Below are 24708 nucleotides of genomic sequence, written 5' to 3' on the forward strand. Positions count from 1 at the left end.
ATCCTTGTGCAGGATTGCATCGGCCAGGGGGTCAGGCCAAGGGATCAGGCAGGCGTGGCGCCTGCCTCCTGTTCGCTTGGCTGGGTGAGGCGCGCCGAGTCGGGCAGGGCATCATCCTGCGGCCAGTTGGAGCGGATGGCATCAGTGGTGCTCTCCACCACCGCATCATCCTTGAACATCGGCTCGCGGTAGCAGCGGGTCAGGCGCAGCGCCTGATACATGTCGGGGCAGAGGATGATCCCTTCATCGCCCACCCGCACGCCCGCCTGCTTTAGCCAGTGGGTCATCTGGCCGTGGCGACCCGCCATCACCATATGGATGCCGCGCCGTTTCAGCTCTTTGTGCAGCTCTCCCACCATGCTCATCACGCTGATGTCCTGATGGGTGAAGCAGGCGACTGCATCGATCACCAGACACTTGGGGGCTCGGGGATCCTGCACCAGCAGGGCCAGCACCCGCCGCTTGAAATAGGGGGCATTGAAGTAGGTGAGCGGTGAGTTGAAGCGATAGACCAGAATACCCGGGATCGCCTTGGCCTGTTCGTTGTCCCCCAGGGTACGTACTACCCCCTCGTCATCCATGCCGAGCAACTGGTCGGTGGGGCGCATCACATTGCGCAGGAACTGGAACAAGCCCAGCAACACGGCGAGGGTGATCCCGGGGATCACTCCCATGGTGAGCACGCTGATAAAGGTGACCAGCGCCAGCCAGAAGGCGGAGCGATCGGAGTGGCGCAGGGCCCAGAGACCGCGAAAATCGGTGAGCGACAGGGAGGCCATTACCAGCACCACCCCGAGGGCGGCGGTCGGGATGTATTTGAGCGGCGCCGTCAGATAGAAGGTGATGAGGGCGATCACCGCCGCGGCGATGATAGAGACCAGCTGGCTCTTGCCGCCGTTGGCGTCGTTGACCGCGGTGCGTGAATCCGCCCCGCTGATGGCGAAACCCTGGGAGACTGCGGAGGCGAGGTTCGCCATACCGAGGGCCCGAAACTCCTTGTCTGCGTCGATTTCGTAACCGTTTTTGGCTGCAAAGCTGCGGGCGGTCAGCATCATGGAGACGAAGCTCACCATGGCGAGGTTAAGGGCTGGCAGCACCAGCTCCCGCATCAGGCCGGGGGGAAATTCCGGCATCTGGAAGGCGGGCAGGCCGGAGCCCACCGTCCCCAGGGTAGCGATATCAAACTGGCCGAGATTAAAGCCCCACACCAGCGCAGCGGTCACCACCATGGCCACCATGGAGGAGGGCCATGCCGGTTTGTAGCGCTTGGCCAGCAGCAGGGTGAGCAGAGCCACCAGACTCATGGCCAGGGTCGGCAGATGGGTTTGGGTAATATAGGTAGCCCCGCTGGCGATCCGCTCGATGAGGTAACGTTCGCTGAAAGTGAAGCCGAAGATCTTGGAGAGCTGGCCCACCATGATGGTGATGGCCACACCATTGAGCAGCCCCATCAGGATCGGGCGGGAGAGAAAGTCCGCCAGCACCCCCAGCTTGAAGCGGCTGGCAATCAGGCACCAGAAGCCGGTCATGGCGGTCATGGTCATCACCAGTTGCCAGTGACGGGTGGGGTCGCCTGCAGCCAGCGGCGTCACCACGGCGGCAATGACCGCGCAGGTGGCGGCATCGGGGCCGACAATCAGCTGGCGGGAGGTGCCAAACAGGGCGTAGACCAGCATGGGCAGGATGCAGGAGTAGAGGCCGACGATGGCACCCACCCCGGCAAGCTCGGCATAGGCGATGGCGACGGGCAGTGCCACGGCCGCCACCGAGAGTCCGGCGCGAAGGTCTGGCATCAACCAGGCGCGCTGGTAATGCAGCAGGGCGGCGAGGCCCGGTAGCCAGCGTTCGAGAGAGAAGAAGTCGCGCATTATTTAACCCATTGAGTTACAACCAGCTTTTCCCCTAGTGTGCCCAAGGTTATCGAAAGATTGCAATCAGGTTATGGCCAGTTTACCTGAAGGTCAGGCCAGATAGCCTGCCAGCGTTTCTCCTTGATGCGCTGGGTAAAAATCTGTTTGTCCTGGCGACATTTGGGGTTGGCACTCACTTGCAGCGACCAGTTGATGGCAAAGCCGTAGGGGGCGAGCCACTCGAACTCGCCATCCTGATTCAGGCGTACGCCGATGCAGGTGGGCACCTCGACCCAGTGGCTGAGCGCCTCAAGGCTGCTGGCAAACGGCGCTACCAGCTGGCGAGTGTGCATGCGGGCCTGATTGCGCACCTCCCACTGCTGGCCGGGCAGGCGTTTGGCGAGCCAAGCTTCGTGCTCCGCTTCGGCCAGCCCTTGCGGATCGGTTTTATCGAGATAGATAAGGTCGATATCGTTGAGCGGGGTGGGCACCGCCTTGTGGTGAAGGTGATCCCAGATGAGGTTGCGGATAAAACCGGCCCCCAGCGCCCAGTCGGGCAGATTGAGCTCGGCCGCGGCTTGCAGGCAGGCCATCCGCTGCGGATCGGCCCGCAGCAGGGCTTCTGTTTTGGCTTGGAATTGCTGTTCGAGGGCGGAGTTCAGAGGTTCAGTTGTTGGCATTGCGGCGTAACCAGACATCAATGTAGCGGCAGCTCGGCACTATAGTGAGCCCCTCCGCCTGAGTCCAGTTGAAGAAGGCGCGCGCCAGCTGATCGGCAATCCCCTGCACCCGCAGCTCGGGGGGCACGAAGGTGCTGTATGCGTCGATGGTCTTGGCGTCGAGCCGCCGGTAGCGCAGTCTCGACTCTTTCCCCTCCACCATACAGATGAACTGCTGCTGGTTGGCCTGATGGATGATGTCGCTCATGGTGGGCACCTCTGGCATAAAGTTGGGTCTCTCGGCACAACATAACTGTTAGCCAAGGTATAGAACAGATAATGAGAGCCCGTGGTCAATATCATCCCCCTTTGACAGAGGGCGCATCGATATCGCGATGTAGATCAAGGTGCCCGATGGTGAGTCGGGCACCGCGTTAGTGTCAGCACAAGAGTGTTGGCAAAGGGGAGGGATCAGACCCAGGCTCGCTCCAACAGAGTGAGTAACTGCTCACGGTCGGCGTCCTTGCGATTGAACAGCAGGGCACCGTCGTTGACCGCCAGATCGCGGATCTCGGTCAGTAGCGAGCGATCGCTTACCCCTGCCTCGCTCATGGTGCGCGGCAGCTTGACCGCTTGCCACAGGGTGTCGCGCAGGGTGCGAATGGCTGTGATGGTCGCCTCCGCCCGCTGATGGGCCGGGGTGGCGGCAAAGCGCTCGGCCCCCACCAGCGGCAACAGCAGCCGGGCCAGCTCGCTATCCACCTCGGGGCGGTTGTAGTCGAGCACGGTGGGCAAAAAGAGGTTCATGCACAGCCCGTGGGGCAGATGGCAGCGGGCTCCCAGACTGTGGCCGAGGGCGTGCACCAGCCCCACCATGGAGTTGGAGAAGGCCATGCCAGCCAGCGTGGATCCTTCCGCCAGTTGCAGCCGCAGTTGCTTGTTTTGCGGGTCGTGGATGATTTGCGGCAGGGCGCTGGCGATCTTCTCCACTGCCATCAGGGCCAGCGCATCGCTCACCGGGTTCTTGGCGGTACCGATAAAGGCCTCGATGGCGTGGGTCATGGCATCCATGGCGGTAGCGGCGGTGATATTGAGGGGCAGCCCCTGGGTCAGGCGCGGGTCTAACACCGCCAGTTGGGGCAGCAGGAAGGGGGAGGTGAAGGGCACCTTGCGCCCGCTCGCCTCATCCTTGATCACTGCAACCAATGTCACTTCTGATCCTGTGCCCGCCGTGGTGGGCACCACCGCCAGCGGCTTGAGGGGACGGGTCAGGCAACCGGCGCCCGAGTAGTCGAGCAGATGATCCCCCCCCATGGAAGTGAGAATGTTGACTGCCTTGGCGGTGTCGATGACCGAGCCGCCCCCCAGCGCCACCAGACTGTCGCAGTCGAGCTCGCGATAGCGTTTGGCGATCCGCTCCACCACAGCGGTGGAGGAGTCTGCCGGGATCTCGTCCCAGATGGCGGCGACCGGCAGCTCCCCTTCGGCCAGCACATTGGCCAGCAGGGTGGCAAGGCCGGTGGCATTGACCCCCTTGTCGGTCAGCAGCAGCGGGCGACGGGCCCCGAGGCTGGCCAGCTCGCTGGCCAGCTGCTCCAGCGCCTGTTCACCGGCCAGCAGTTTGACCGGGCAGAAAAAATCGTAATAGCGGCTCATTTCAAGGCTCCTTGCGCGTTAGCCGGTCACCAGACCCAGATAGATGTTGCAGGCCCGGCCAAGTTTGTTGGTCGGGGCGGGATAGTGGCGCAGCAGCGGCCGCGCGATAAAGGCGGGCAGGATCAGGGACTGCAACTGCTCAAGCCCCCGCACCAGATGCATGGCAACGGTCAGATCTCCCTCCACCAGCAGCCGGTTTTCGCCAAATGCCTGATTGACCCCGAGCCGAAAGCTCAGGGCGCGAAAGGCGATATTGGGGTGTTTGAAGCGCACCCGCAGCGGATGGATGGTGGCATGAGGGGCGGCCGGCGCGCCGGGATACCAGCGCCCACCCTGCTTGTGCATGTTCATGGCGTAGCCGATGCCGCCTACTTCGAGGCGAATAGCCAACCCGTCCGGCAACGGCGACAATTCACGGCGCACTGCCTCGTCGGTGCGGGCGGCGCGGCAGAGGGTGCGACCCACCACCCAGAGCAGAGTGGTGATCCAGAGGCGGCGGCCAAGGGCGGCCGCAGGTTCAAACATCCGTGTTTGCATGAGGATTGGCTCCTGAGATGGCTGACCAGAAGAGAGCGAACGCACTGGCTTGCCAGTAGTCGTCCTCTCCCAGCTCCGGTTGATCGACAAACAGTGATGCGCAGGCAAGGAACTGGCCCTGACACACCTCCAGCAACAGTGGCGCGGGGGCCTGCATCAGCTCGCCGCTGGCCTGCCCCTTTGCCAGCAGGGCAGGCAGAAAGCGCAGGGCATCGTTCAGGATCTGGCTGCGGGCCGGTCTGGCCAGCAGCGGAGAGTGAAAGAAACCCAGCACAAATTTGAGCTCATTGGGGTTAGCCTGCATCCACTCCATCGCCAGCTGCCAGTAGTGGCGGGTCTGGTCGTACAGCGGCAGGGTGGGGTCTGCTTCATGGATGGCGCCCCCCATCCGGGTCTTTACATCCTGATAGAGGGCGAGGATCAGCGCCTCCTTGCTCGGAAAGTGGTGGAACAGAGTACCGTTGGCCACCCCGGCCGCCTTGGCGATACGGGCGGTGGCGGCCCCCTGCAGGCCATCTTCGGCGCAGAGGGCGAGGGCGGCATCCAGGATCTGGCGGCGCTTGTCGGTCATGGTTTGTGGCTGCGGGATAGCCTGGTTCATGGTTATCTCCATCAGCGCAGGAAGAAGGCCATCATCAGCTTCTGGATCCAGCTGTGGTAGGGCGGATGGATCAGGGAGCCGGTGGTGAACTTGCCGCGGGTCAGCACGGTTTTTGCCTTGGAGAAGGTGAGGAACCCCTCGTGGCCGTGGTAGTGGCCCATGCCGGAGGCGCCGATGCCGCCAAACGGCACATCGTCGGCCGCCACCTGAAACAGGCTTTCGTTGATCGCCATGCCGCCGGAGTGGGTCTCCTTGGTCACTCGCGCCTGCAACTCGGGGTCGAAGCTCATCAGATAGAGGGCCAGCGGGCGGGGCCGCTCGGCCACATAAGCGAGCGCCTCCTCCAGGGTGTCGTAGGGAATGAGCGGCAGCAGCGGGCCAAAGATCTCCTGCTGCATCACCTGACACTGACCCGGCACCCCGGTCAGCAGGTGGGGCACCAGCAGGCGACGCTGGTCGTCGCGGGCCGGGTTGCCACAGGGGTGGAGCTGGGCACCCGCCTGCTCGGCTTCATCCAGCCAGCTGACGAGACGTTGATACTGGCGGTCGTTGATGATGGCGCCGTAGTCAGCACTATTGAGCCCCTGCGGGTAGAGCTTGCTGAAGTGGCGGCGATAGGCGGCGATAAAGTTATCCACCTCGCTGCGGGGCAGCAGCACATAGTCGGGGGCGACGCAGATCTGTCCGGCGTTGAGGCTCTTGCCGAAGATCATCCGCTCGACCGCGGTGGCGACCGGCATGTCGGGGGCGATGAGACAAGGGCTCTTGCCACCCAGCTCAAGGGTGAGGGGGGTGAGCTGGGGCGCGGCGGCGGCCATCACCAGCTTGCCTACCATGGTAGAGCCGGTAAAGAGCAGGTGATCGAACGGCAGTGAGCTGAATGCCGCCGCCATCTGGGCATCCCCCTCGATGATGGCGATCTCGTTTTCGTCAAATACGCTGGTGAGCATGGTGCGCAGCACGGCATTGGTATGGGGGGTGAACTCGGAGAGTTTCAGCATCGCCCGGTTGCCCGCCGCGATGGCGGTGATGAGGGGGCCAAGGCTCAGCATCACCGGAAAGTTCCACGGCACGATAATGCCGACCACCCCGAGTGGCTGGAAGTGCACCTCTACTTTGGCGGGGGCCAGCAGCAGGCCGGTGTGGCGGCGGTGGGGCTGCATCCAGCGTTTGAGCCGCTTCTGGGTGTAGTTGATCTGCATGATGCAGGGCAGCACATCGGCGATCAGGCTGTCGTAGTGGCTGCGCTGACCATAATCTGCCGCCAGCGCCTTGCACAGCTGCCCCTTGTGGGCGAGCAACGCCTGCTTGAGTTTGGTCAGCTGCGCCCGGCGCTCGGCCAGGGTAGGCATGGGATGAGCCAGACTCGCCCGCTTGAGCCGTGCCAGCTGATCCGGCAGGGACAATTTGATGGCGAGGATATCCTCAGGAGTGTGTTGAAGCTGCGCCGCACCCATGTTGTTCTCCGCATGAAAAATGACCGACTGATTAGTCGGTCTAAATCTAGCTGTTTGTTACCGGAATGTAAAGCTGGCAAGCTGTCTGCCGTTCACCATGAGCCGGACGCAAGAGAGAACTGTGTGTCTCCCCACACTTTTGTGGTTTGCTCGTTGGTGACTTATCTAATAAGGGGTAGTTTTTGGCTATTAACCTACACGGAGAGAGCACTATGACCAGGGAACTGAACAGCTTGTTGGCCCGGCTTGAAGATGTGGTTGAGCGGATGCCGGATTGCTTCAACACCTACGAATTCGCCCAGAAGCTGGCACTGCAATATCAGCCGGAATTCTTTGCCGCGGGCCACTCTCTGGCCGAGCACGAGGGCAAGGTACTGCGGGTGCTGCACCAGAAGATCGCCGAGGCGCTGGCAGGCAGCGAGATGGTGATTGAAGGGGCGCTGCTCCCCTGCGTCACCCCCTGGGGGGAGAAGGCGACCTCACCGCGCTGGCACCGCAAGCACTGAGGGTCGGAGTAAGGCAGATCACTGCCAGATAGCAGATAACGAACAACGATAAAGGGCGCGGCGCTGGCAACAGGGCCGCGCCGTTTCTTGTGCAGATTGTCGCCAGCAGCGTGTCGTTGCCGAGAGCAAAGGCCCGCTCTGTGATCCCATGCCGGGATACGGGGCCGTTAGCCGGGTAGACTCTCCCTTTTGTCGCAGGGTTTGTCACCGTAGGAATTTCTCATGACCCATAAAATCATTCTGGATACCGACCCGGGTATCGACGATGCCATGGCCATCCTGTTTGCCGAGGCCCATCCCGCCATCGAGCTGCTCGCCATCACCACTGTTTTTGGTAACGCCACTATCGACAATGGTACCCGCAACGCCCTCTGGCTCAAGCAGAAGTACGGCATGAAGGCGGATGTGGCCAAAGGCGCTGCCGCCCCGCTGCTGCGCGAGCCGGTCGGCCCCACCACCATAGTCCACGGCCCGAGCGGCTTTGGCGACATGGAGGCGGGGGAGGTGACTATCGCTCCGGATCCCCGCCCCGCTTGGCAATATATTGTCGAGGCGGTGAAAGCCGCGCCGGGGGAGATCACCCTCGTCACTATCGGCCCACTGACCAATCTGGCGCTGGCGCTACAACAGGCGCCCGAGATTGTCTCGCTAGTGAAACAGGTAGTAGTGATGGGCGGCGCCTTTGGCGTCAACGGCCATCGTGGCAACGTCACCCCCTATGCCGAGGCCAATATCCACGACGATCCCGATGCCGCCGACCGGGTCTTTACCGCCGACTGGCCGGTGGTGATCATCGGGCTGGATGTGACCCAGCAGAGCTTCTTCGGCAGCGCCTATCTGGATGAACTCAGGGACAAGGCGGGGGAGCCGGGCCGCTTCCTGTGGGATGTCAGCCGCTTCTATCTGCGCTTCTACTCCGAGAAACTGGGGCTCTCCGGTTGTCATGTCCACGATCCGTCCGCCATCGCCTATGCCATCGATCCGACCCTTTTCACCCTGCGCGAAGGGCCGGTGCGGGTGATCACCAGCGGCCCGGCCATCGGCCACACCCTGCAAAAGTTCGATGGCAAGCGCCACTCCCACGATGACTGGGCAGCCTATCGTCCGCAGCAGGTCGGGGTGGCGGTGCGTGATGAAGCCTTGCTGGCGCTCTATCGCGAGACGCTGGTGGGCTGGGACAAGGATTGCTGAGCAAAGAGGCGCTATTGCGCTGAGGCGGGGGCTGTGATCGACGCCAAACAATCGGAGCGCACGGCCGCTTATACTGCCTGATATCAAGAGCTTGGGAGGGATGAAGATGGCCTGGATTTCCTTGATAGTGGCGATAGCCCTGATCTGGTGGTTGATGAAGCTGGGGCGTGGTGCCCTGTTCGAAATCCGCCTTGCCCCCGGCAAGGTGGTGGTCAAGCAGGGCAAGGTGTCACCCGCCTTTATTGAGCATGCCAAGCAGATCTTGCGCCACGACACGGTGCGCGGTCGCATCGTGGGGCAGCGTGATGGCGATGGCGTGAAGCTGATCTTCTCCCGCTCCATCCCCGAATCGGTGGCCCAGCGGTTTCGCAATATCTTCCCCTATGGCGATTACCGCCAGCCAACGGCGCCGCTGCCGGGGCCCAAATCCCGCAAGGGATAAGCACCGGAACGTGGTTCATCAATAGCAAACGGGCCTCCAGTGGAGGCCCGTTTTCTTATGACACTTGGCCAAGAGAGAGCTGACAGCCCTTACTCCTTGCCGTGCAGCTCGCGCTGGGCCTTGACCGCCGCCGCCTTGACGGCGGTGCCTTCATTGCCCCAGGAGGCGCGCAGGGTGTTGACCAGCTCGGCGAGCCGCTCATCATCCATGGTCCAGCCATAGCCCGGCATGTGGTAACCCAGATGGCCGTGGGTGACCGGTGTTTCGGCGCCGTGCAGCAGCACATTGATCAGGCTCGACGGATCGCTCGCCAGCACGGTGCGGTTGTTGACCAGCGAGGGGATGACGTGGTCATTGCCCTGGCCGTTGACCCCGTGACAGGTGGAGCAGTACATGGCGTAGTCCGCCTTGCCGCTGGCACTGGCGTAGGCGCGGGCCCCTTTCTCCGCCACCGGTTCATCTTTCAGATCGGTCAGATAGGTGGCGATGCTGGCCAGATCGGCGTCGCTGAAATACTGGCTGCTGTGAGTGATCACTTCCCCCATGGGGCCCGCGACCGCTTCATGCTGGCTGCGGCCGGTTTTCAGCAGATCGATCAGCGCCTGCTTGCTGTAACGGCTGCCGCGAATGTCGGGGGCATACCAGCCATCCAGCGCGGCACCGCTCAGGTAGACGGGATCCGCCTCGGTCAGCGCTTTCTCCTGCATCCCCAATCCGCGTGGGGTGTGGCAGCTGCCGCAGTGACCTGCACCCTGCACCAGATAGGCGCCGCGGTTCCACTCTTCGCTCTTGCCCGCCACCGGGGTGAAGCGGCTGTCATCGTGGTAGACCCAGTTCCAGCCCATCAGCGGCCAGCGCATGTTGAGGGGCCAGGGGATGTCGCTCTCCTTGTTGGCGATGGCCAGCGGCTGCACCTCCTTCATCAGGTAGTGATAGAGATCTTCGAGATCCTTATCGCTCATCTTGGCGTAGGCGGTGTAGGGCATGGCCGGATAGAGGCGATGACCATCGCGGGCCACCCCTTCGCGCATCACCTTGATGAACTCCGGCAGGCTGTAGTTGCCGATACCGTGGGTCTTGTCGGGGGTGATGTTGGTGGCAAATACGGTGCCGATGGGGGTCGGGAACCCTTTGCCGCCCGCCAGCGGCTTGCTGGTTTCGCTGGTGTGACAGGCAGCGCAATCGCCCAGCTTGGCCACGTATTCCCCCGCAGACATGGCGGGGGCTGCGTTGGCGGCAAGGGCGGGCAGGGCCAGCAGCAGGGCGCTGGCGGTCAGTGACAGGGCGCGGCTCATTGGGCACCTCCCTTGCTCATGGCTACCAGCTCGTTGACGGCGCGCCACGCTTCGTCGATGGCGGCGTGGGCGTAGGGGCTCCAGCCTGCATCCGAGTTGGCGATGGGGCGGCGTGGGCGTAGGGGCTCCAGCCTGCATCCGAGTTGGCGATGGTGATGTTGCCGATCGGCTGGCGACCCAGTTCAATCCATTTTTCGCACTGAGCTTCGTCATCAAATAGGGTGTTGGTGACATAGGAGTAACCGTGAGACCAGCGGTTGACCGTGATGGCGAGGATATCCTGCTCATGGTTGAAACCGGCGCTGCCCAGCATCCCCTGCAACTGCTCGCGGATCATCTGCTCATGCTGCTCGAACGGCATGCCGAGGATCATGGCGCGCCCCTTGCGGGACTGTTCGCGGGCCGAGAGGCCGCTGCCCGGCAGGGTCGGCACATAGACCATGTGCAGGCACATCGGCTGATCCGGGCTCTTGGGATGCTCGTAGCCACCCATGCTGACCGGATAGTCGAGCTTGACCCGGCTGTAGGGTGCGGCGGGGGAGTAGACCTCGTGTACCCCCAGCTTGACGAAGGCTTGCCAGTTCTTGATCACCACCTTGGTGTAGACCAGCGGCGCCTTGGCATTTTGGCGCAGCGCCTCCTTCTGGGGCTCCGGCATCTCGGGCACCATGTAGGGGATCATCATGTTGTAGCCAGCCATGATCGACTGCTTGGCCCGCACCCGGTGCAGTTTCCCCTCCTTGATGTAGGTGACATCCACCGCCAGCTTGCCGTCGGCGAGGCGCACGTTTTTGGCCTGCAACGCTGTGCTGCCAAGGCGCAGTTGCACCTTGTGCTCAGGCAGGTCGAGTTTGCTGTAGTCAAACTTGGCCAGCACCACATCCTGCATGGTGTGACCCGGCGCCACCTGCGGAATGAGCTTGCGTACCATCAGGCGGGTGAGACCGGCGTTGCCATCGGGGAAGTGGAAGATGTAGGGATCGTCCAGCTCCGCCTGCTCCTCGGCATCCAGCGGCGTCAGATTGAGGCCGTCGAAACCCGGCAATGCGCAGAGGCGCGCATCGGCGCAGGCGGTGGCGTCGATGCCGACCGCCTGGAAGTCGTTGGTGCGCTGCTGGAAGTAAGTGATCGCCCGCTCGCTCAGGCCCACTTTATCGCGCAGGAAGGTGGTGTAGCTGTTGCGGGTTACCCACTCATCCTGCTGCTCGCGGGTCATGCCGCTCAGGTAGTCGATCTTTGATTCGTGCAGGGCCAACAGGGCGGCCTTGTCGGCATCATCGAGGGGGAAGTCACCGATAAACTCTGCCAGTGGCCGGCCGTTCAGGCGATCGCGCGGGATATCGTCCGCCACGTTGTGGCCCGGATCGCCGTTCACTATCTTGTTGACGCCAAAGTGCTTCTCGTCGAAATAGACGCCGCGGCTTAGCCCCAGATCCGGATAGAAGGTCTGCTGGAAACCGGCAGCCAGCTCGTCGATGTTGACCTCCAGCGCCTTGAGCAGACCGAGCGCCACCGGGCTGTAGACCGAACGCGGTGATTGCAGGGACTCACTGCCGCCGTAACCCAGACGCAGGCCATCGGGGGTAGTGAACTCGTTGCGCTTGGCGTGGCCGCCGAAGTCGTCGTGGTTGTCGAGCAGCAGGATCTTTTTATCCGCGCCGAGCAGTTGTTGATAGAAGCAGGCGGCGGCCAGACCGCTGATCCCGGCGCCGACGATCACCAGATCGTACTCTCCCTCTAGGGGAATATTGGCAAAATCATACTGCTTGCCGTCACGGGCGATGCTGTGGGCCGGTTCGAAAGAGCCCGGGTGGTTGCCGCGCAGGCCGGTGAGGGCGGGCGGGTAGGCTAGGGTTTTATCCGCCAGCGCGCTGCCGCCTTCGGCAGCCTTGAGCAGATTGATGGGGGCTACGCCTGCCGCAATGGTGATGGCAACGCCGTTGAGAAAATCTCTGCGTGTAATACTCATGGCTATCCCTGTGTTAGGAGAAGTAATGAATAAGTGGATTCATTATGGGGGGGAGACACAGATCCTGTTCAGGATTGGGCGCCGAATCTACCGCTATCCTCACGCTGAGTCCATACGATTGCTAATGGATTATTAAGCACCATTTTCCTGCTTGTGACGAGAGTGATGCGCTGATGGGGGGGATTTGCCCTGTCGCAGGGCAAATTATCTTCCGGCTCGGTCGGTCAATGATTGCCGCAGCTGATTAGTTTGGGAGACGTTCGGGCATCATTGTCGACTCGGGGGGATGATCGCGCTAAGCTCTTAACTACTTGTTTTATCGACTCTCTTTTTTATTCATAGGCATAAAGGCCACTCAGGAGGCGCAATGAACTGGTACATCTCGGTCCTCAAGCAATATGCGGTATTCAGCGGGCGGGCCCGTCGCACCGAATACTGGATGTTCGTGCTGTGCAACGTCATCGTCATGCTGCTGCTCGGCATGGTGGACAAGCTGATCGGCGGCGACAATGAGCTGATCAGCTCCATCTATTCGCTGGCGGTGCTGCTGCCATCGCTGGCGGTGGCGGCCCGTCGTCTGCACGATACCGACCGCAGCGCTTGGTGGCTGCTGCTCGGGCTTATCCCCATTATCGGCACCCTGGTGCTTATCTACTTTATGGTTTGCAACGGTCAGCAGGGGCCAAACCGCTTCGGTGACGATCCCAAAGCGGCCCCCTCGCAGGGCTTTATCGTCAGCTAACGGGCGCGGCTTGGCCAATCATCGGTCAATAAAAAGAGAGGGAGGCATCACGCCTCCCTCTCTTTTTCGTGTTGATGGCCGATCAACGCTCAATCAGCGGGGCGGAGCGGTAGCTCCACATGCCGTAGGTGCGCAGGGCGTCGCGGTAGATGCCGAGCAGCTCGCTCTCGCTCGGGGTGGCCAGCTCCTCGAGGGGTTTGTCGGGGTAGCTGACGCTCGCCACCTTGATGTTGGCCGGACCAATCTGGTCGCAGGCGATTTCCAGCACCGTCTGGCCGCGGCGTACATGGCTGGCGGAGCTTACCAGCACCGCATAGTCAATCTGGTGGCGGGCGAGGGCATAGGCGCTGTAGAGGGCGTTGTCCACCGTGCTGGTGGCGTAGTTCTCTTCAATCAGGCGGCTGCGGTCGATGCCGTGGTTGGCCAGCCAGTCAGCCATCAGCTTGCCCTCGGTCTGGCGGTTCTGGGGCACGCCGCCGGTCAGGATGAGCAGCGCTTCCGGGTCGGCTTTGGCCAGATCAAGGGTGGTTTGCAGACGGCCCAGCAGGATCTTGTCCATGCTGCCGTCGGGATTGAGGGCGTAGCCCAGGGTGACGATGGCGCGCTTGCCCTCCTGGGTGGCCTTGACCTGATCCCCGGTCAGTTCGGTCTGCAGCGGGGCGGCGGTGATCCGCTGCACCCGGGCGATGATCTCCTCCAGATCGGCTGCGCGGCCACTGTTGCGATCCGCCACTTTCGCCAGATAGCTGCGGGAAGCCTCCTTGTTACCCTTCACCAACTGCCAGATGGCGAGATAGCTGTTGATGTCGAGATCATCGGGGGCGACGGCCTGCGCCTGCTCCAGCAAGGTGATGGCGCGACTCAGGTTGCCGTTGTAGATCTGGGCGTTGGCCGCCGAGATGAGCAGGTCGGTGCGGTAGGGTTCCAGCTGGTAGGCGGCCAGTAGCCGCTCGGTCACCAGCTCCATATTGCTCGGCATCTTGGCGGTAAAACCGGCGTGGGAGATCTTGGCTGGCGACTTGTATATCTGCAGTGCTTCGCCGAGCAGCATGTCCACCGCCTGCCGTTTGCTGACCAGAGTATTGAGGTCATGCTCCATCTGCATTGAGCTCTCGGCCGCTTGCAGAGTGAGGGGCGAGAGCGCCAGCAGGCCGCCGAGGGTGAGGGCAAGAAGGGTCTGTTTCATCAAAAGGTCCTCTGTCGGGCTGAATCGCGCGGTGGCGCAGCGGTTTGCGGGCCGATGCGACGAGGCAAATGTGCGTCAATTCAGTCTGTTAGTGCCAAAGAGAGGGCAATATACCAGCTAACGGTGCGGCAAACTGTGAGTCGGGGCGGGTCGTCGGGTGATGCCACACCTGTGGCCGCAAAAATGGCCGCAACGGGTCAGCAGCCATCTGAAAAGGGCAGGGGGAGCGTGACTCCCCCTGCTGGGAGGGGCGCTGGCCCCTCCCTCTATCGCGATGCAAGACTGATGGCGTATGAATCTATCTGCTGACGAGTATTCGCGGTCAGTTCCACATCGGGGAGATGCGGGCTTCCAGGGTCTCTTGCTGCTCTTCGGGCATATCGCTGAAGAAGTTGAGTTGGGTCTGTTCCTCCACCTCGCGTACCGAGACCCGGTAGTCGGCGATCTGGCTGATGGGCACCTCTTCCTGCGGCATGATAAAGGCGATGGCCTGCAGTCTGGCCGGGTCCATCACGATCTTGTAGTAGGCGCTCGGGATCGCCACACCCTGACCGATGGACTCTTCAGAGCCGGTAAAGATGGGGCCGGTGATCACCTGCACATCCTTGCGGGAGACCGCCCACTTGTTCACCTTGTCCTCCAGCACGCGCCACGCCTTCTGGTTGAGCACCCCGATCTGCGGTGTCATGTTGCTCAGCAGGAAGCTCTCTTTCATGGTGTTCTTGTTCGATTTCATGTCCCCCGCCGGGGCCTGATGGCCACGATCGTAGCCCGAGCTCTTGTAGTCGGAGAGGGTGGCGCGGTAGGCGACCGGGATCTCCCTGTCCTCGGCGAAGGCATCCTTGCGCGGCACTGTGCCCTGTGCGCTCTGGGCGGTCATCCGGTAGGAGACCCAGTCCGCCACCTTGTAGTCGTAGTTGTAACCGACGGCATACCCTTCCCGGCAGAGCTTCTGATCCGATTCGGAGGGGAGGCCGAAACGCACGTGGTCCCCACACGCCCAGTGGGCCGCCAGCAAGGGGGTGGTAGTGAGGGCGAGGGTAACTGCCAGAACCAATTTATTGATTTTTATCATTTTTGTGATGCTCCAGTTTAGTAGGCGGAGCCATTTGACATGAGATCTGACTAGCGCTTCAATTGCTGTTTTTTTACACGTCACCGTTCTGTGACGGCTCGCCAAGATCCGTGATGTGACTGGTTAATATGTTTTAAATCAGTGGCTTGGTCGGTGGGATGATATGCGGTTGCTCGGCAGACAACGAAAAGGGGCCCGCGATGGGCCCCTTGTGATGAGCTGTCTGACTGCTATCAGGCGGCGTTTGCCTTGTTGCCCAGCGTGCGGGCCAGCAGTGCTTCCGGATTGTGGATCGCCTCCTTGGTCTTCACGTCGATGACCTCGATATCGGTGAAGCGCTCGCGGTTCTTGATCGCCACGTCGTGGGCGAAGATGACGCAGCGGGCGTTGGCGACATCCTTGGCGGTAATGCGGTTGATGATGCCGTTGGCGCCCTGGGTCTCGACCTTGATCTTGATCCCCTGCTTGGCGGCAGCCTTCTGCAGGCTCTTGGCGGCGAGGAAGGTGTGGGCCACGCCAGACGGGCAGGCAGTGATGGCCAGTACGTCTGCTTCCCCTTCCGCTTCAATGACTTCGAAGCTGGTGTGGGTGGCGGTCACGTCATCTTCTTCGCTCACCGGCTTCTTCAGCAGGTTGACGATGATGGCGGTGGTCAGGGCGCCGAGGATGGTACCCAGGATGTAGCCCATCTTGCCTTCAACAACCGGCAGGACAATCCAGCCACCCCAGGGTGCGTGGTTGATACTGTGCATCATGAAGCCGGTGATGTTGCCGACGATGCCGCCTGCGACGATGGCCGGGATAACACGCATGGGGTCAGCAGCGGCAAACGGGATGGCACCTTCACTGATACCGATCATGCCCATGATGGCGGCCGCTTTGCCGGATTCACGCTCCTCTTTCTTGTAACGCTTCGGAGACATAAAGGTCGCCAGTGCCATACCGAGCGGCGGCACACAGATGGCGATGCCGACACCGCCCATCAGCCAGGGCTGGGTGTTGACCTGAGTCTGGGCAAACAGGGTAGCAACCTTGTTGACCGGGCCGCCCATATCGAAGGCGGTCATACCACCCAGAATGGCACCTAGCATCACTTTACCTGAGCCCGCCATGCTGGAGAGCCAGTGGTTCATCCCTTCCATCATGGCGGCGATCGGGGCACCGATCCCCCACATCACGATGCCACACACCAGGAAGGTACCGATCAGCGGATAGATGAAGATCGAACCAAGGGAGGTCATTGAGTCAGGCAGCTTGATCCGTTTGAGCTGATTGACCACGAAACCTGCGATAAAGCCCACCAGAATGGCGCCGAGGAAACCGGTTTGATAGTGCTGAACGGCAATCCAGGAGCCGATCATGCCCGGGGCCAGGCCCGGCTTGTCAGCCAGCGAGTAGGCGATGTAGCCACCCAGTACGGCAGTAAACAGAGTCAGACCGGCGATACCCATGGTGGCCATGTCTTTGAGGAAGCCCGCTTCCGGCACGGCGCCCTTGCCGCTCATCATCACTGACAGGGAGAGCAGCACACCGCCCGCCACGATGAAGGGGATCATGTGGGAAGTACCAAACAGCAGGTGCTGCTTCATGGTATTGAGGCGATCCTTGAAGGTGCGATCGGTGGGTTCAACCGGAGCAGTGGCAGCCGATTTGGCGGCTGCCGCCGGTTTTTCCATTTTCGGGCCTTGCTTGAGCAGGGTCAGGGCTTGCTCGACAGTGGTGGCCGCCTTCATCTGCTCGATAAAACCGGGTTCCAGCAGACGGGTAGAGAGCTCCGCCAGCACTTCGATGTGGTGGTTGGCGCCGCCATCCGGGGAGGCAATCATGAAGATCAGCTGGGTCGGTTTGCCATCTTCGGCGCCGTACTCGATACCTTGGCGGCTGACACCGATGGCAATGGCCGGACGACTGACCGCCTTGCTCTTGGCGTGGGGCAGGGCGACACCCTGCTCGAAGCCGGTGCAGTCCAGCTGTTCGCGGGCCCAGATATCCTTGACGAATTGCTGTTGATCAGACACGGCGCCATCGCGAGCCAGCATCTGTGCCATCTCGTCGAACAGGGCCTCCTTGCTGGTGGCCTTCAACTCCAGGCAGATGAGTCTGCCGTTGGTCATGGTGGGTAACATATTACTCTCCTGGCTCCGTTGCCGAGCCGCATGATGGGGGGAACAATTGACCTGGATATTGTTCTCCCGTTGGCGCGGTGCCGAAATCGGACAAATGTGCCGTTTACTGGATTTTTGTGCTGGCAAGAATGAGCTGTGACTCTCATCTCGTTTTGGTGTGATGATTAAACTCTATGTGAACATGAATTTAATCATTTAATATCAATCGCTTATTTTGGTTTTGTTCGTGCAAAATCTTATCTGAGTGTCCAAGTCGATGATGAGTTTTCTGTGATGGAATGGATATTTGTGTGATTTGTTATGGGTCAATAGTGTGAGCTGGTTGGCAAATAGCAGGCGCCTCAAGTGATTTTATTGTCATTAATTGGGAGGGAGATAACTCTGAGAGTCTGGTCAACCGTGTTGTGAAGCGATGAAAGGGGATGGATGGGGATAAAAAACAAGGGCCATCATTGATGGCCCTTGCGCATGTTCGGGTGGGGGCATCGCCCGGGATGTGCTCGTTAGCAGCGGTTGCCGGCGCGGGCGACCCGCCCTTCGGCCAGCAGCTGGTAGCTGCCGGTGGTGGCCGGGATAAAGGCGGACTTGCCCTTCTCGAGACGCAGCGTCTCATCGCCGCGCTTGAGGAGCACGGTTGCATCGATGGCAAACAGGATCTCGGCGCTGGCGGTGGTGAGCTGGTGCTCGCCTGCCGGGTAGATGCTGAAAGTGAAGTCAGGTACCGGCACGTCGAAGTGCTGTCCGCACCATCACAGCGGGGGGACAGCAGGATCTGGTCGTCCGGCTTGGGCAAGCAGCGGGTGCAATCCAAAAGCTCTGCCACATCGATGTATTTGGGGGTGAGGCCGGCGCGCAGCACGTTGTCGGAGTTGGCCATGATCTCGAGACCCGTGCCGCGCACATAGGCGTGCGGGGTACAGGCATCGAGGAACATCGCCTGACCGGGTTTGAGGGTCACCACGTTCAACAGCAGCGGCGAGAAGAGGCCCACATCTCCCGGGTACTGGGCCGCCAGACTGGTGATGAGGGCAAACGTCTCCTCATCCTGATGGGCGGCGGCATAGGTCAGCAGCCCTGCCAGCGCCTCGTCCTTGCGCGCCCCTTCCAGTACCAGCAGCTGGTGGAAGAAGTGCTGCAGGCCCGCTTCATTCTGGCTGGCGGCAAAGGCTGCGGTCAGATCGGCGATGGCCGCCAGATTGACCCGCTCGAACAGTGCCAGAATGGCGGGAATGGCGCGAAAGCCGTTCATCGCCTGATAGGGGGTGAGGGCAAAGACCAGCTCCGGCTTATGGTTCGGGTCCTTGTAGTTGCGATTGCTCGCCTTGATATCGATGCCTGTGGCCTCCTCTTTGGCAAAGCCCGCTTCGGCCTGAGCCTTGCTCGGGTGCACCTGAATGGAGAGAGCCTTCTCGGCACACAACACCTTGAACAGGAACGGCAGGCTGCCAAAACGGGCGAAGGTGGCCTCACCCAGCGCGGCGGCCGGGGCCCTGTCGATCACCGTAGAGAGCTTTTGCACACTGCCCGCCAGCGTCACCTCGGAGCAGCCGTTGGGGTGAGCCCCCATCCACAGCTCGGCCTGGGGTTTGCCTTGCGGGTTGGGAATGCCAAACAGGGTGGTGAGGGAGTCATGACTGCCCCAGTCATAGCCTTGAATCGGGTTTTGCATCAACAGAAAGGAGGGCAGATCGCTACTGCTCATAAGGGACGCCTCGTCTAGTTTGAAGAAAATCGGGTGCAGAAAAGGGTGGCATTACTGCTGTGGACCGGACTATAACATGGGCGGTCGTGCGCGCCGCAACCGCTTGCCTCTCTCTTGATCAGGATCACCATGTCTCTCATCTTCAGCCAACTGCTCGACGGAGCCCTGAGCGAACAGGTTCCATTTGACCAAATCTGGTTTGCCAGTGAACATGGGGTGCCACCCAGTTTCAGCTATCAGGTCAACTTTCCCCGCCTCGAGCTGGTCTTTAGCGGCGAGTATCTCAACCAAATTTGGGACAGGGAGGAGGGGGTCAGAGAGATCAGTGTATTGCCGGGACAGGCGCTCTATATCCCTCCCAACGGCTGGAACAAGCCGCTCTGGACCACCGACTGCTCGGTGCTGAGCCTGCTGTTTGGCAAACGCCAGCTGGGGTTCAGCCTGGTGAGCAAGCGCCGTGAAGATCCCGATTTCTTCGATGTGCAAAAGCACAGCATCATGGCGCGGGCGGGCCATGTGATCGAACACATTTTGGCGGCGCTGAACGTACTGACCGAGGACCCTGGTCGCTCCCCCACCGATGATCACCTGCTGCAGGCCCTGCTGGCGAGTGCCCGTCAGCTGTTGCTGGAGTCCGCCACGGATCGGCCACGGGGGGCAGAGCTCTTTCACGGGATCTGCATCTATATCCAGGAGAACTTTCACCGTCCCATCACCCGTGACTCCATTGCCCACCGCTTCAACGTCTCGGCCAGCCATCTCTCCCACCTGTTCCGCGAGCAGGGTCATATGCGCCTTGCCGATTACATCAGCTGGGTGCGGATCGATCGGGCCAAATTCATGTTGAAAAAGTACCGCTTTCGTCTTGAGGAGGTTGCCAGTCGCTGCGGTTACAGTGACGTGAACTACTTCTGCCGGGTGTTCAAACAGAAGACCGGCTTGACCCCTTCCCAGTATCGTTCCCTGAGTCAGCCGCAGGCTGCGGCCAGCGAGCTGGAGGGATAACTGGGTGGGGTCGGGAAGGCGTGGTGACGGCGTACTGGCGAGTGGCTACCTCTTTGGTCTGACATGCTTTCTTGTCATTTTATTATGAAAATGAATGGGCTAAGATGGCCGCGCGCAACAAACAAGTTGATAACAAACGGAAGTTAGGAGATGCCGATGGAAAGCAAAGTAGTAATCCCGACCCAGGGTCAGAAAATCACAGTCGATGCCAACGGCAAGCTGCAGGTTCCCAACCATCCGATCATTCCGTTTATTGAAGGGGATGGCATCGGTGTTGACGTAACCCCGGCCATGTTGAATGTGGTGAATGCAGCGGTCGAGAAAGCCTACAAGGGCGAGCGCAAGATCGCCTGGATGGAGATCTATACCGGCGAGAAATCGACTCATGTCTATGGCGAAGGTGCCTGGCTGCCGGCCGAAACCCTGGATTTCATTCGTGAATATTGCGTGGCCATCAAGGGCCCGCTGACTACTCCGGTCGGTGGCGGTATTCGCTCCCTCAACGTAGCCCTGCGTCAGGAGCTGGATCTCTACATCTGCCTGCGTCCGGTCCGTTACTACGACGGCACCCCGAGCCCGGTCAAGCGTCCTGATCTGACCGACATGGTGATCTTCCGCGAGAACGCCGAAGATATCTACGCCGGTATCGAGTGGAAGGCCGACAGCGTTGAAGCGAACAAGGTGATCGCCTTCCTGCAAAACGAAATGGGCGTGAAGAAAATTCGCTTCCCCGAGTCCTGCGGGATCGGCATCAAGCCGATGTCCAAAGCCGGTACCGAGCGTCTGGTGCGTGCCGCTATCGAGTATGCCATCGACAACGATCGCGACTCCGTGACTCTGGTGCACAAGGGCAACATCATGAAGTTCACCGAAGGTGCCTTCAAGGATTGGGGTTATGCTCTGGCCCAGAACGAGTACGGTGCCCAGCTGATTGACGGCGGCCCCTGGTGCTCCTTCAAGAACCCGAAAACCGGCAAGACCATCGTCATCAAGGATGTCATCGCCGATGCCTTCTTGCAGCAGATCCTGCTGCGCCCGGCCGAGTATGACGTCATCGCCTGTATGAACCTCAACGGCGACTACATCTCCGACGCGCTGGCCGCTCAGGTAGGCGGTATCGGTATCGCGCCGGGTGCCAACATCGGTGACGGCGTGGCCCTGTTCGAAGCGACCCACGGTACTGCACCGAAGTATGCCGGTCAGGACAAGGTCAACCCGGGCTCCCTGATCCTCTCCGCCGAGATGATGCTGCGCCACATGGGTTGGGTCGAAGCGGCCGATCTCATCATCAAGGGCATGGAAGCGGCGATCCGAAACAAGACCGTCACCTATGACTTCGAGCGTCTGATGGAAGGGGCCACCCTGCGCTCCTGCTCCCAGTTTGCTCAGGACATGATCGACCAGATGTAATCTGCTACTTGCCAGAAACGCAAAACCGGCGCCATGTGCGCCGGTTTTTTATCGCGAAAGAGTGAAGGGGCTTATTGCGCCTGCTCTACGTGTTGTTGATAGCGTTGCTGCCATTTGCTGGTTTCTGCTTCATCACCCTGGGCCTTCCAGAAGGCGCAGATGGTGTTGGCAAGTTCCGAAGCCATCGCGTGATCTCCGTCACGTCGACTCATCAGATAATCTCCCAGCCAGCTTTGATATTGTTTCATTACCCGATCTCCTTATCTCATGTGCCCTTGAGGGTGCCCACCGTGACGAGAGCCTGTTGGCTCATCCTGGGGGGGAACATCATCAGGCATGATGGTGCAAAGTCACGACCCGGGCAGAGAGCCCGATGGGCAATCTGGCGGCGAACGTGACGCGAGATGTCAAAAAATGAGCGCCATTTTAGCACAAACTGACCAACTTGGGGAAATTGTCGCCATGGATTGCGACAGAACTGCCCCATCCCCTTGTTCCCAAAACAGAAAACCCGCCGTGATGGCGGGTTGATTTGCAGATAAATGTGGCAAAACAGCCTAGATCTTGGCGCTGGCCAGGTACTTTGCCATCTCTTCGGCGGGCACCATGCCACCGCCGGTGGCCCACACCAGATGGGTAGCCTGTGCCATGGTTGCGGCATCGAAACCGCGCCCGGTGAGCCACTCGGGATTGGCAGCCACCCGCCACGGGCCGGCCATACCCGCCAGAGCAGAAGGTTCGAGTGTGATCTGTTCATTGCGCGCCAGCAGTCCCAGCAGGTCATACATCTCCTGATCGCTCAGGGTGTAGAAGCCATCAAGCAGCCGCTCCATGGCGCGGCCGACGAAGCCGGAGGCGCGACCTACCGCGAGGCCGTCGGCTGCGGTGAGGTTATCGATGCCCAGATCCTGCACCGCAATGGCATCGTGCAATCCGGTGTGGACCCCCAGCAACATGCAGGGGGAGTGAGTGGGCTCGGCGAAGAAGCAGTGGACGTTATCCCCGAACGCGAGCTTGAGACCAAAGGCCACCCCGCCCGGGCCGCCACCCACGCCGCAGGGGAGGTATACAAACAGCGGGTGGTCGGCATCCACCTTGATACCCATCTGGTCGAACTGCTTTTTCACCCGCTCGCCCGCCACCGAGTAGCCGAGGAACAGGGTGCGGGAGTTCTCGTCGTCGATAAAGAAGCAGTTGGGATCGCGCTCGGCCTCTTTGCGCCCCTGTTCCACCGCCACCCCGTAATCTTCGGCATATTCGACAACGATGACGCCGTGTTCACGCAGCTTGCGCTTCTTCCACTCCCGCGCATCGGCTGACATGTGAACGGTGACGGTAAAGCCGAGCTTGGCGCTCATGATGCCGATAGACATGCCGAGGTTGCCGGTGGAGCCCACTGCGATGCTGTACTGGCTGAAGAATTGGCGAAACTCGTCGCTGAACAGTTTTCGGTAGTCATCCTCTTCGCAGAGCAGTCCCGCTTTGATCGCCAACTGTTCGGCGTGAGTCAGCACCTCGTAGATACCGCCACGGGCCTTGATGGAGCCTGAGATGGGCAGGTGACTGTCTTTTTTCAGCAGCAGTCGACCGGTGACCTCGACCCCGTAGCGCTGGTTGAGCGTAGCCTGCATCGCCGGAATAGCGGCGATGTCGGACTCCAGAATACCGTTGCTGGTGCGGGTCTCGGGGAAGGCCTCGCACATGTAGGGGGCAAAGCGGGCCAGCCGAGCGGAAGCGTCCGCCACATTGTTGTTATCGAGCCCCACATAGGGCAGACCGGCAGCCAGAGTGGTGGTGTTGGGGTTGAACCAGGTGACTGGCTCAAGCGCGATCAGGGATTGCACCAGTGGAAATTGCGCTGTGAGCTGTTGTACGTCGATGTTTTTCATAGTGTTCTCGGTCTTGTTACACGATAAAGGAGAGCAGGAAGGTACCGGCCAGCGCCATCAGGGAGGCGACCAAGGTGGCGGTGGTGTAGTACTTGAGCGTTTCGTTCAGGGTGGCGCCGCAATACTGCTTGACCAGCCAGAACAGAGAGTCGGTCACCATGGTGCAGCCAATGGCGCCGGAGCCGATGGCCAGGGTCATGATCTCCGGGCTGATGTTCGGGTAGTGCACCATGATGGGGGAGACAATGGCGGTGGCGCCCATCATGGCGACGGTGGCGGAGCCCACGGCGGCGTGCAGCACGATGGCAACCAGCCAGGCGAGCAGAATGGGGTGCATATCCAGCTGGGAGAGGATGGTGGCCAGGCTATCGCCCAGGCCGCTTGACTTGAGCACCCCGTTGAAGGCGCCACCCGCACCGATGATGAGCAAAATGTTGGCGATGGAGGAGAAGCACTCCTCGGTCTTGTTAAGCAGTCCCTCCATCTTCATCTGCTGGCGGACCCCCAGCACGTAGTAGGCGGTGAAGGCAGCGATAAACATGGCGGTGATAGGGTTGCCGATAAACTCCAGCACTGTATAGAGGTGGCTCGCGTGATCCATATTGAGCTCGGCGACCGTCTTGGCCAGCATCAGCAGGATGGGCAGCAGCACGGTAAAGAGCGAGGCGCCTAAAGTCGGGATAGTTGCTTCATCGCGGGCCTTGATATCGGCAAAGGCGGCTGGCACCTCCTTAAACGGTACCCGCTTGCCCAGCAGTTTGAGGAACAGGGGGCCGCCGATAAGGGAGGCAAAGAGGCCGACCGCGAGGCCATAGACAATGACGGAGCCGACGTCAGCACCCAGCTGATTGGTGACGTAGAGTGCTGCCGGGTGGGGCGGCACTATGCAGTGCACAGCCATCAGGGCGGTGCAGAGCGGAATGGCCAGGGTCAGCAGCGAGGTTCTGGTCTTGCGGGCGATGGAGAAGGCGAGCGGGATTAGCAGCACTACCCCCACTTCGACAAACAGGGTGATGCCGCACACCAGACCCACCAGCACCATGATGACCTGTGGCGAGAGCCAGCGGCATCTCTGCAGGGCGAGGCCGATGCGCTCCGCCGCCCCTGACACCTCCATCATCTTGCCGAGTATGGTGCCAAGACCAATGACGGCGGCGAGAAAGCCGAGGGTGCCACCAATGCCCGCTTCCATGGCATTGACCATGTTGACCGGGTTCATCCCCATCAGAGTGCCGACATAGAAGCTTGCCAGCAGCAGGGCAAGGAAAGGATGCACCTTGCCCTTCACTATGGTGACCACGATAAGAACGATGCTACTTAGCAAGGTAGCGATGACCCATACCTCTGAACTCATACTGCGCCTCGACATCTGTTGTGTGATTGTTTATGCGCTTATTGAATGAAAATGAG

The 24708-nt window shown here is 60.8% G+C and carries 20 protein-coding genes and 2 pseudogenes; 6 read left to right on the forward strand and 16 right to left on the reverse strand.

The features are described from left to right. Positions 1-44: 44 nt before the first annotated feature. From ACTG1K_RS10655 to ACTG1K_RS10685, 7 genes are all read right to left on the reverse strand, one after another. A complete protein-coding gene (locus tag ACTG1K_RS10655) occupies positions 45-1868 on the reverse strand; it encodes a SulP family inorganic anion transporter (protein ID WP_440005290.1) in 1824 nt (607 codons plus the stop codon). A gap of 71 nt (positions 1869-1939) precedes the next feature. Beyond that, a complete protein-coding gene (locus ACTG1K_RS10660; protein ID WP_159157220.1) occupies positions 1940-2530 on the reverse strand; it encodes a nucleotidyltransferase family protein in 591 nt (196 codons plus the stop codon). Next, complete coding sequence (locus ACTG1K_RS10665) at positions 2517-2777, reverse strand: GNAT family N-acetyltransferase (protein WP_005337747.1); 261 nt, start codon at positions 2775-2777, stop codon at positions 2517-2519. The genes ACTG1K_RS10660 and ACTG1K_RS10665 overlap by 14 nt, the downstream gene beginning before the upstream one ends. 203 nt (positions 2778-2980) lie before the next feature. Next, entirely contained in the window at positions 2981-4165 is a 1185-nt protein-coding gene (locus tag ACTG1K_RS10670) for an iron-containing alcohol dehydrogenase (RefSeq protein ID WP_139708930.1), read from the reverse strand. Positions 4166-4183: 18 nt separating this feature from the next. Next, complete coding sequence (locus tag ACTG1K_RS10675) at positions 4184-4702, reverse strand: hypothetical protein (RefSeq protein ID WP_440005293.1); 519 nt, start codon at positions 4700-4702, stop codon at positions 4184-4186. Beyond that, complete coding sequence (locus ACTG1K_RS10680) at positions 4683-5303, reverse strand: TetR/AcrR family transcriptional regulator (protein WP_346201341.1); 621 nt, start codon at positions 5301-5303, stop codon at positions 4683-4685. The genes ACTG1K_RS10675 and ACTG1K_RS10680 overlap by 20 nt, the downstream gene beginning before the upstream one ends. 11 nt (positions 5304-5314) lie before the next feature. After that, the gene (locus ACTG1K_RS10685; protein WP_440005295.1) at positions 5315-6760 is read right to left on the reverse strand and encodes a coniferyl aldehyde dehydrogenase; all 1446 of its coding nucleotides are present in this window, start codon (positions 6758-6760) and stop codon (positions 5315-5317) included. A gap of 212 nt (positions 6761-6972) precedes the next feature. On the opposite strand from ACTG1K_RS10685, the gene ACTG1K_RS10690 reads away from it, so the two are divergent. From ACTG1K_RS10690 to ACTG1K_RS10700, 3 genes are all read left to right on the forward strand, one after another. Beyond that, positions 6973-7266, forward strand: coding sequence for a hypothetical protein (locus ACTG1K_RS10690; RefSeq protein ID WP_005353197.1), 294 nt, complete (start codon positions 6973-6975; stop codon positions 7264-7266). Positions 7267-7488: 222 nt separating this feature from the next. After that, on the forward strand, positions 7489-8457 hold the full coding sequence (locus tag ACTG1K_RS10695; RefSeq protein ID WP_440005297.1) for a nucleoside hydrolase: 969 nt from the start codon (positions 7489-7491) through the stop codon (positions 8455-8457). 106 nt (positions 8458-8563) lie between these two features. After that, the gene (locus tag ACTG1K_RS10700; RefSeq protein ID WP_440005299.1) at positions 8564-8899 is read left to right on the forward strand and encodes a DUF3634 family protein; all 336 of its coding nucleotides are present in this window, start codon (positions 8564-8566) and stop codon (positions 8897-8899) included. An 89-nt stretch (positions 8900-8988) separates the two neighbouring features. On the opposite strand, the gene ACTG1K_RS10705 is transcribed toward ACTG1K_RS10700, so the two are convergent. Next, positions 8989-10194, reverse strand: a complete 1206-nt coding sequence (locus tag ACTG1K_RS10705) for a c-type cytochrome (RefSeq protein ID WP_042656989.1) — start codon at positions 10192-10194, stop codon at positions 8989-8991. Continuing rightward, positions 10191-12163: pseudogene (locus tag ACTG1K_RS10710) on the reverse strand (NAD(P)-binding protein). The gene ACTG1K_RS10705 and the pseudogene ACTG1K_RS10710 overlap by 4 nt, the downstream one beginning before the upstream one ends. 367 nt (positions 12164-12530) lie before the next feature. Between ACTG1K_RS10710 and ACTG1K_RS10715 the strand changes: the two are divergent. Continuing rightward, positions 12531-12905, forward strand: coding sequence for a DUF805 domain-containing protein (locus ACTG1K_RS10715; RefSeq protein WP_005337730.1), 375 nt, complete (start codon positions 12531-12533; stop codon positions 12903-12905). Positions 12906-12987: 82 nt separating this feature from the next. Here ACTG1K_RS10715 and ACTG1K_RS10720 read toward each other — a convergent pair whose 3' ends face one another. The 4 genes and pseudogenes from ACTG1K_RS10720 to manA form a co-directional block, all read right to left on the reverse strand. Then, the gene (locus tag ACTG1K_RS10720; protein ID WP_440005301.1) at positions 12988-14091 is read right to left on the reverse strand and encodes an ElyC/SanA/YdcF family protein; all 1104 of its coding nucleotides are present in this window, start codon (positions 14089-14091) and stop codon (positions 12988-12990) included. A gap of 322 nt (positions 14092-14413) precedes the next feature. Next, positions 14414-15166 (reverse strand): DNA/RNA non-specific endonuclease, encoded by a 753-nt coding sequence (locus ACTG1K_RS10725; RefSeq protein ID WP_323930559.1) that lies wholly within the window; start codon positions 15164-15166, stop codon positions 14414-14416. A 233-nt stretch (positions 15167-15399) separates the two neighbouring features. Continuing rightward, positions 15400-17292 carry a PTS fructose transporter subunit EIIC gene (locus ACTG1K_RS10730; RefSeq protein WP_440005304.1) on the reverse strand — a complete coding sequence of 631 codons (1893 nt, stop codon included), beginning with the start codon at positions 17290-17292 and terminating at the stop codon, positions 15400-15402. Positions 17293-17795: 503 nt separating this feature from the next. Continuing rightward, positions 17796-18994 (reverse strand): annotated as a pseudogene (manA, locus tag ACTG1K_RS10735) (mannose-6-phosphate isomerase, class I). Positions 18995-19123: 129 nt separating this feature from the next. Between manA and ACTG1K_RS10740 the strand changes: the two are divergent. Together ACTG1K_RS10740 and icd are read left to right on the forward strand one after the other, a co-directional pair. Beyond that, positions 19124-19999: a helix-turn-helix transcriptional regulator gene (locus tag ACTG1K_RS10740; protein ID WP_240533740.1), complete on the forward strand. Its 876-nt coding sequence runs from the start codon at positions 19124-19126 to the stop codon at positions 19997-19999. A 156-nt stretch (positions 20000-20155) separates the two neighbouring features. Continuing rightward, positions 20156-21409, forward strand: coding sequence for an NADP-dependent isocitrate dehydrogenase (gene icd / locus ACTG1K_RS10745; RefSeq protein ID WP_019446641.1), 1254 nt, complete (start codon positions 20156-20158; stop codon positions 21407-21409). Positions 21410-21480: 71 nt separating this feature from the next. Here the strand turns inward: icd and ACTG1K_RS10750 are convergent, their stop codons facing one another. From ACTG1K_RS10750 to dsdX, 3 genes are all read right to left on the reverse strand, one after another. After that, entirely contained in the window at positions 21481-21657 is a 177-nt protein-coding gene (locus ACTG1K_RS10750) for a hypothetical protein (protein WP_005337712.1), read from the reverse strand. A gap of 309 nt (positions 21658-21966) precedes the next feature. Next, the gene (locus tag ACTG1K_RS10755; RefSeq protein ID WP_259583656.1) at positions 21967-23298 is read right to left on the reverse strand and encodes a D-serine ammonia-lyase; all 1332 of its coding nucleotides are present in this window, start codon (positions 23296-23298) and stop codon (positions 21967-21969) included. Between the two features lie 16 nt (positions 23299-23314). Then, positions 23315-24652, reverse strand: coding sequence for a D-serine transporter DsdX (gene dsdX / locus ACTG1K_RS10760; RefSeq protein ID WP_425855627.1), 1338 nt, complete (start codon positions 24650-24652; stop codon positions 23315-23317). Positions 24653-24708 lie beyond the last annotated feature (56 nt).

This window comes from Aeromonas sp. 102P, from assembly GCF_051920345.1.
Taxonomy (GTDB): Bacteria; Pseudomonadota; Gammaproteobacteria; order Enterobacterales; family Aeromonadaceae; genus Aeromonas; species Aeromonas veronii.

Coding starts and splice junctions, on each gene's coding strand:
- ACTG1K_RS10660 (WP_159157220.1), bottom strand. CDS start 2,530: ATGCCAACAACTGAACCTCTGAACTCCGCCCTCGAACAGCAATTCCAA.
- ACTG1K_RS10695 (WP_440005297.1), top strand. CDS start 7,489: ATGACCCATAAAATCATTCTGGATACCGACCCGGGTATCGACGATGCC.
- ACTG1K_RS10755 (WP_259583656.1), bottom strand. CDS start 23,298: ATGAAAAACATCGACGTACAACAGCTCACAGCGCAATTTCCACTGGTG.
- ACTG1K_RS10740 (WP_240533740.1), top strand. CDS start 19,124: ATGTCTCTCATCTTCAGCCAACTGCTCGACGGAGCCCTGAGCGAACAG.
- ACTG1K_RS10690 (WP_005353197.1), top strand. CDS start 6,973: ATGACCAGGGAACTGAACAGCTTGTTGGCCCGGCTTGAAGATGTGGTT.
- ACTG1K_RS10680 (WP_346201341.1), bottom strand. CDS start 5,303: ATGAACCAGGCTATCCCGCAGCCACAAACCATGACCGACAAGCGCCGC.
- ACTG1K_RS10730 (WP_440005304.1), bottom strand. CDS start 17,292: ATGTTACCCACCATGACCAACGGCAGACTCATCTGCCTGGAGTTGAAG.
- ACTG1K_RS10705 (WP_042656989.1), bottom strand. CDS start 10,194: ATGAGCCGCGCCCTGTCACTGACCGCCAGCGCCCTGCTGCTGGCCCTG.
- ACTG1K_RS10750 (WP_005337712.1), bottom strand. CDS start 21,657: ATGAAACAATATCAAAGCTGGCTGGGAGATTATCTGATGAGTCGACGT.
- ACTG1K_RS10670 (WP_139708930.1), bottom strand. CDS start 4,165: ATGAGCCGCTATTACGATTTTTTCTGCCCGGTCAAACTGCTGGCCGGT.
- ACTG1K_RS10665 (WP_005337747.1), bottom strand. CDS start 2,777: ATGAGCGACATCATCCATCAGGCCAACCAGCAGCAGTTCATCTGTATG.
- dsdX (WP_425855627.1), bottom strand. CDS start 24,652: ATGAGTTCAGAGGTATGGGTCATCGCTACCTTGCTAAGTAGCATCGTT.
- icd (WP_019446641.1), top strand. CDS start 20,156: ATGGAAAGCAAAGTAGTAATCCCGACCCAGGGTCAGAAAATCACAGTC.
- ACTG1K_RS10720 (WP_440005301.1), bottom strand. CDS start 14,091: ATGAAACAGACCCTTCTTGCCCTCACCCTCGGCGGCCTGCTGGCGCTC.
- ACTG1K_RS10715 (WP_005337730.1), top strand. CDS start 12,531: ATGAACTGGTACATCTCGGTCCTCAAGCAATATGCGGTATTCAGCGGG.
- ACTG1K_RS10675 (WP_440005293.1), bottom strand. CDS start 4,702: ATGCAAACACGGATGTTTGAACCTGCGGCCGCCCTTGGCCGCCGCCTC.
- ACTG1K_RS10685 (WP_440005295.1), bottom strand. CDS start 6,760: ATGGGTGCGGCGCAGCTTCAACACACTCCTGAGGATATCCTCGCCATC.
- ACTG1K_RS10700 (WP_440005299.1), top strand. CDS start 8,564: ATGGCCTGGATTTCCTTGATAGTGGCGATAGCCCTGATCTGGTGGTTG.
- ACTG1K_RS10725 (WP_323930559.1), bottom strand. CDS start 15,166: ATGATAAAAATCAATAAATTGGTTCTGGCAGTTACCCTCGCCCTCACT.
- ACTG1K_RS10655 (WP_440005290.1), bottom strand. CDS start 1,868: ATGCGCGACTTCTTCTCTCTCGAACGCTGGCTACCGGGCCTCGCCGCC.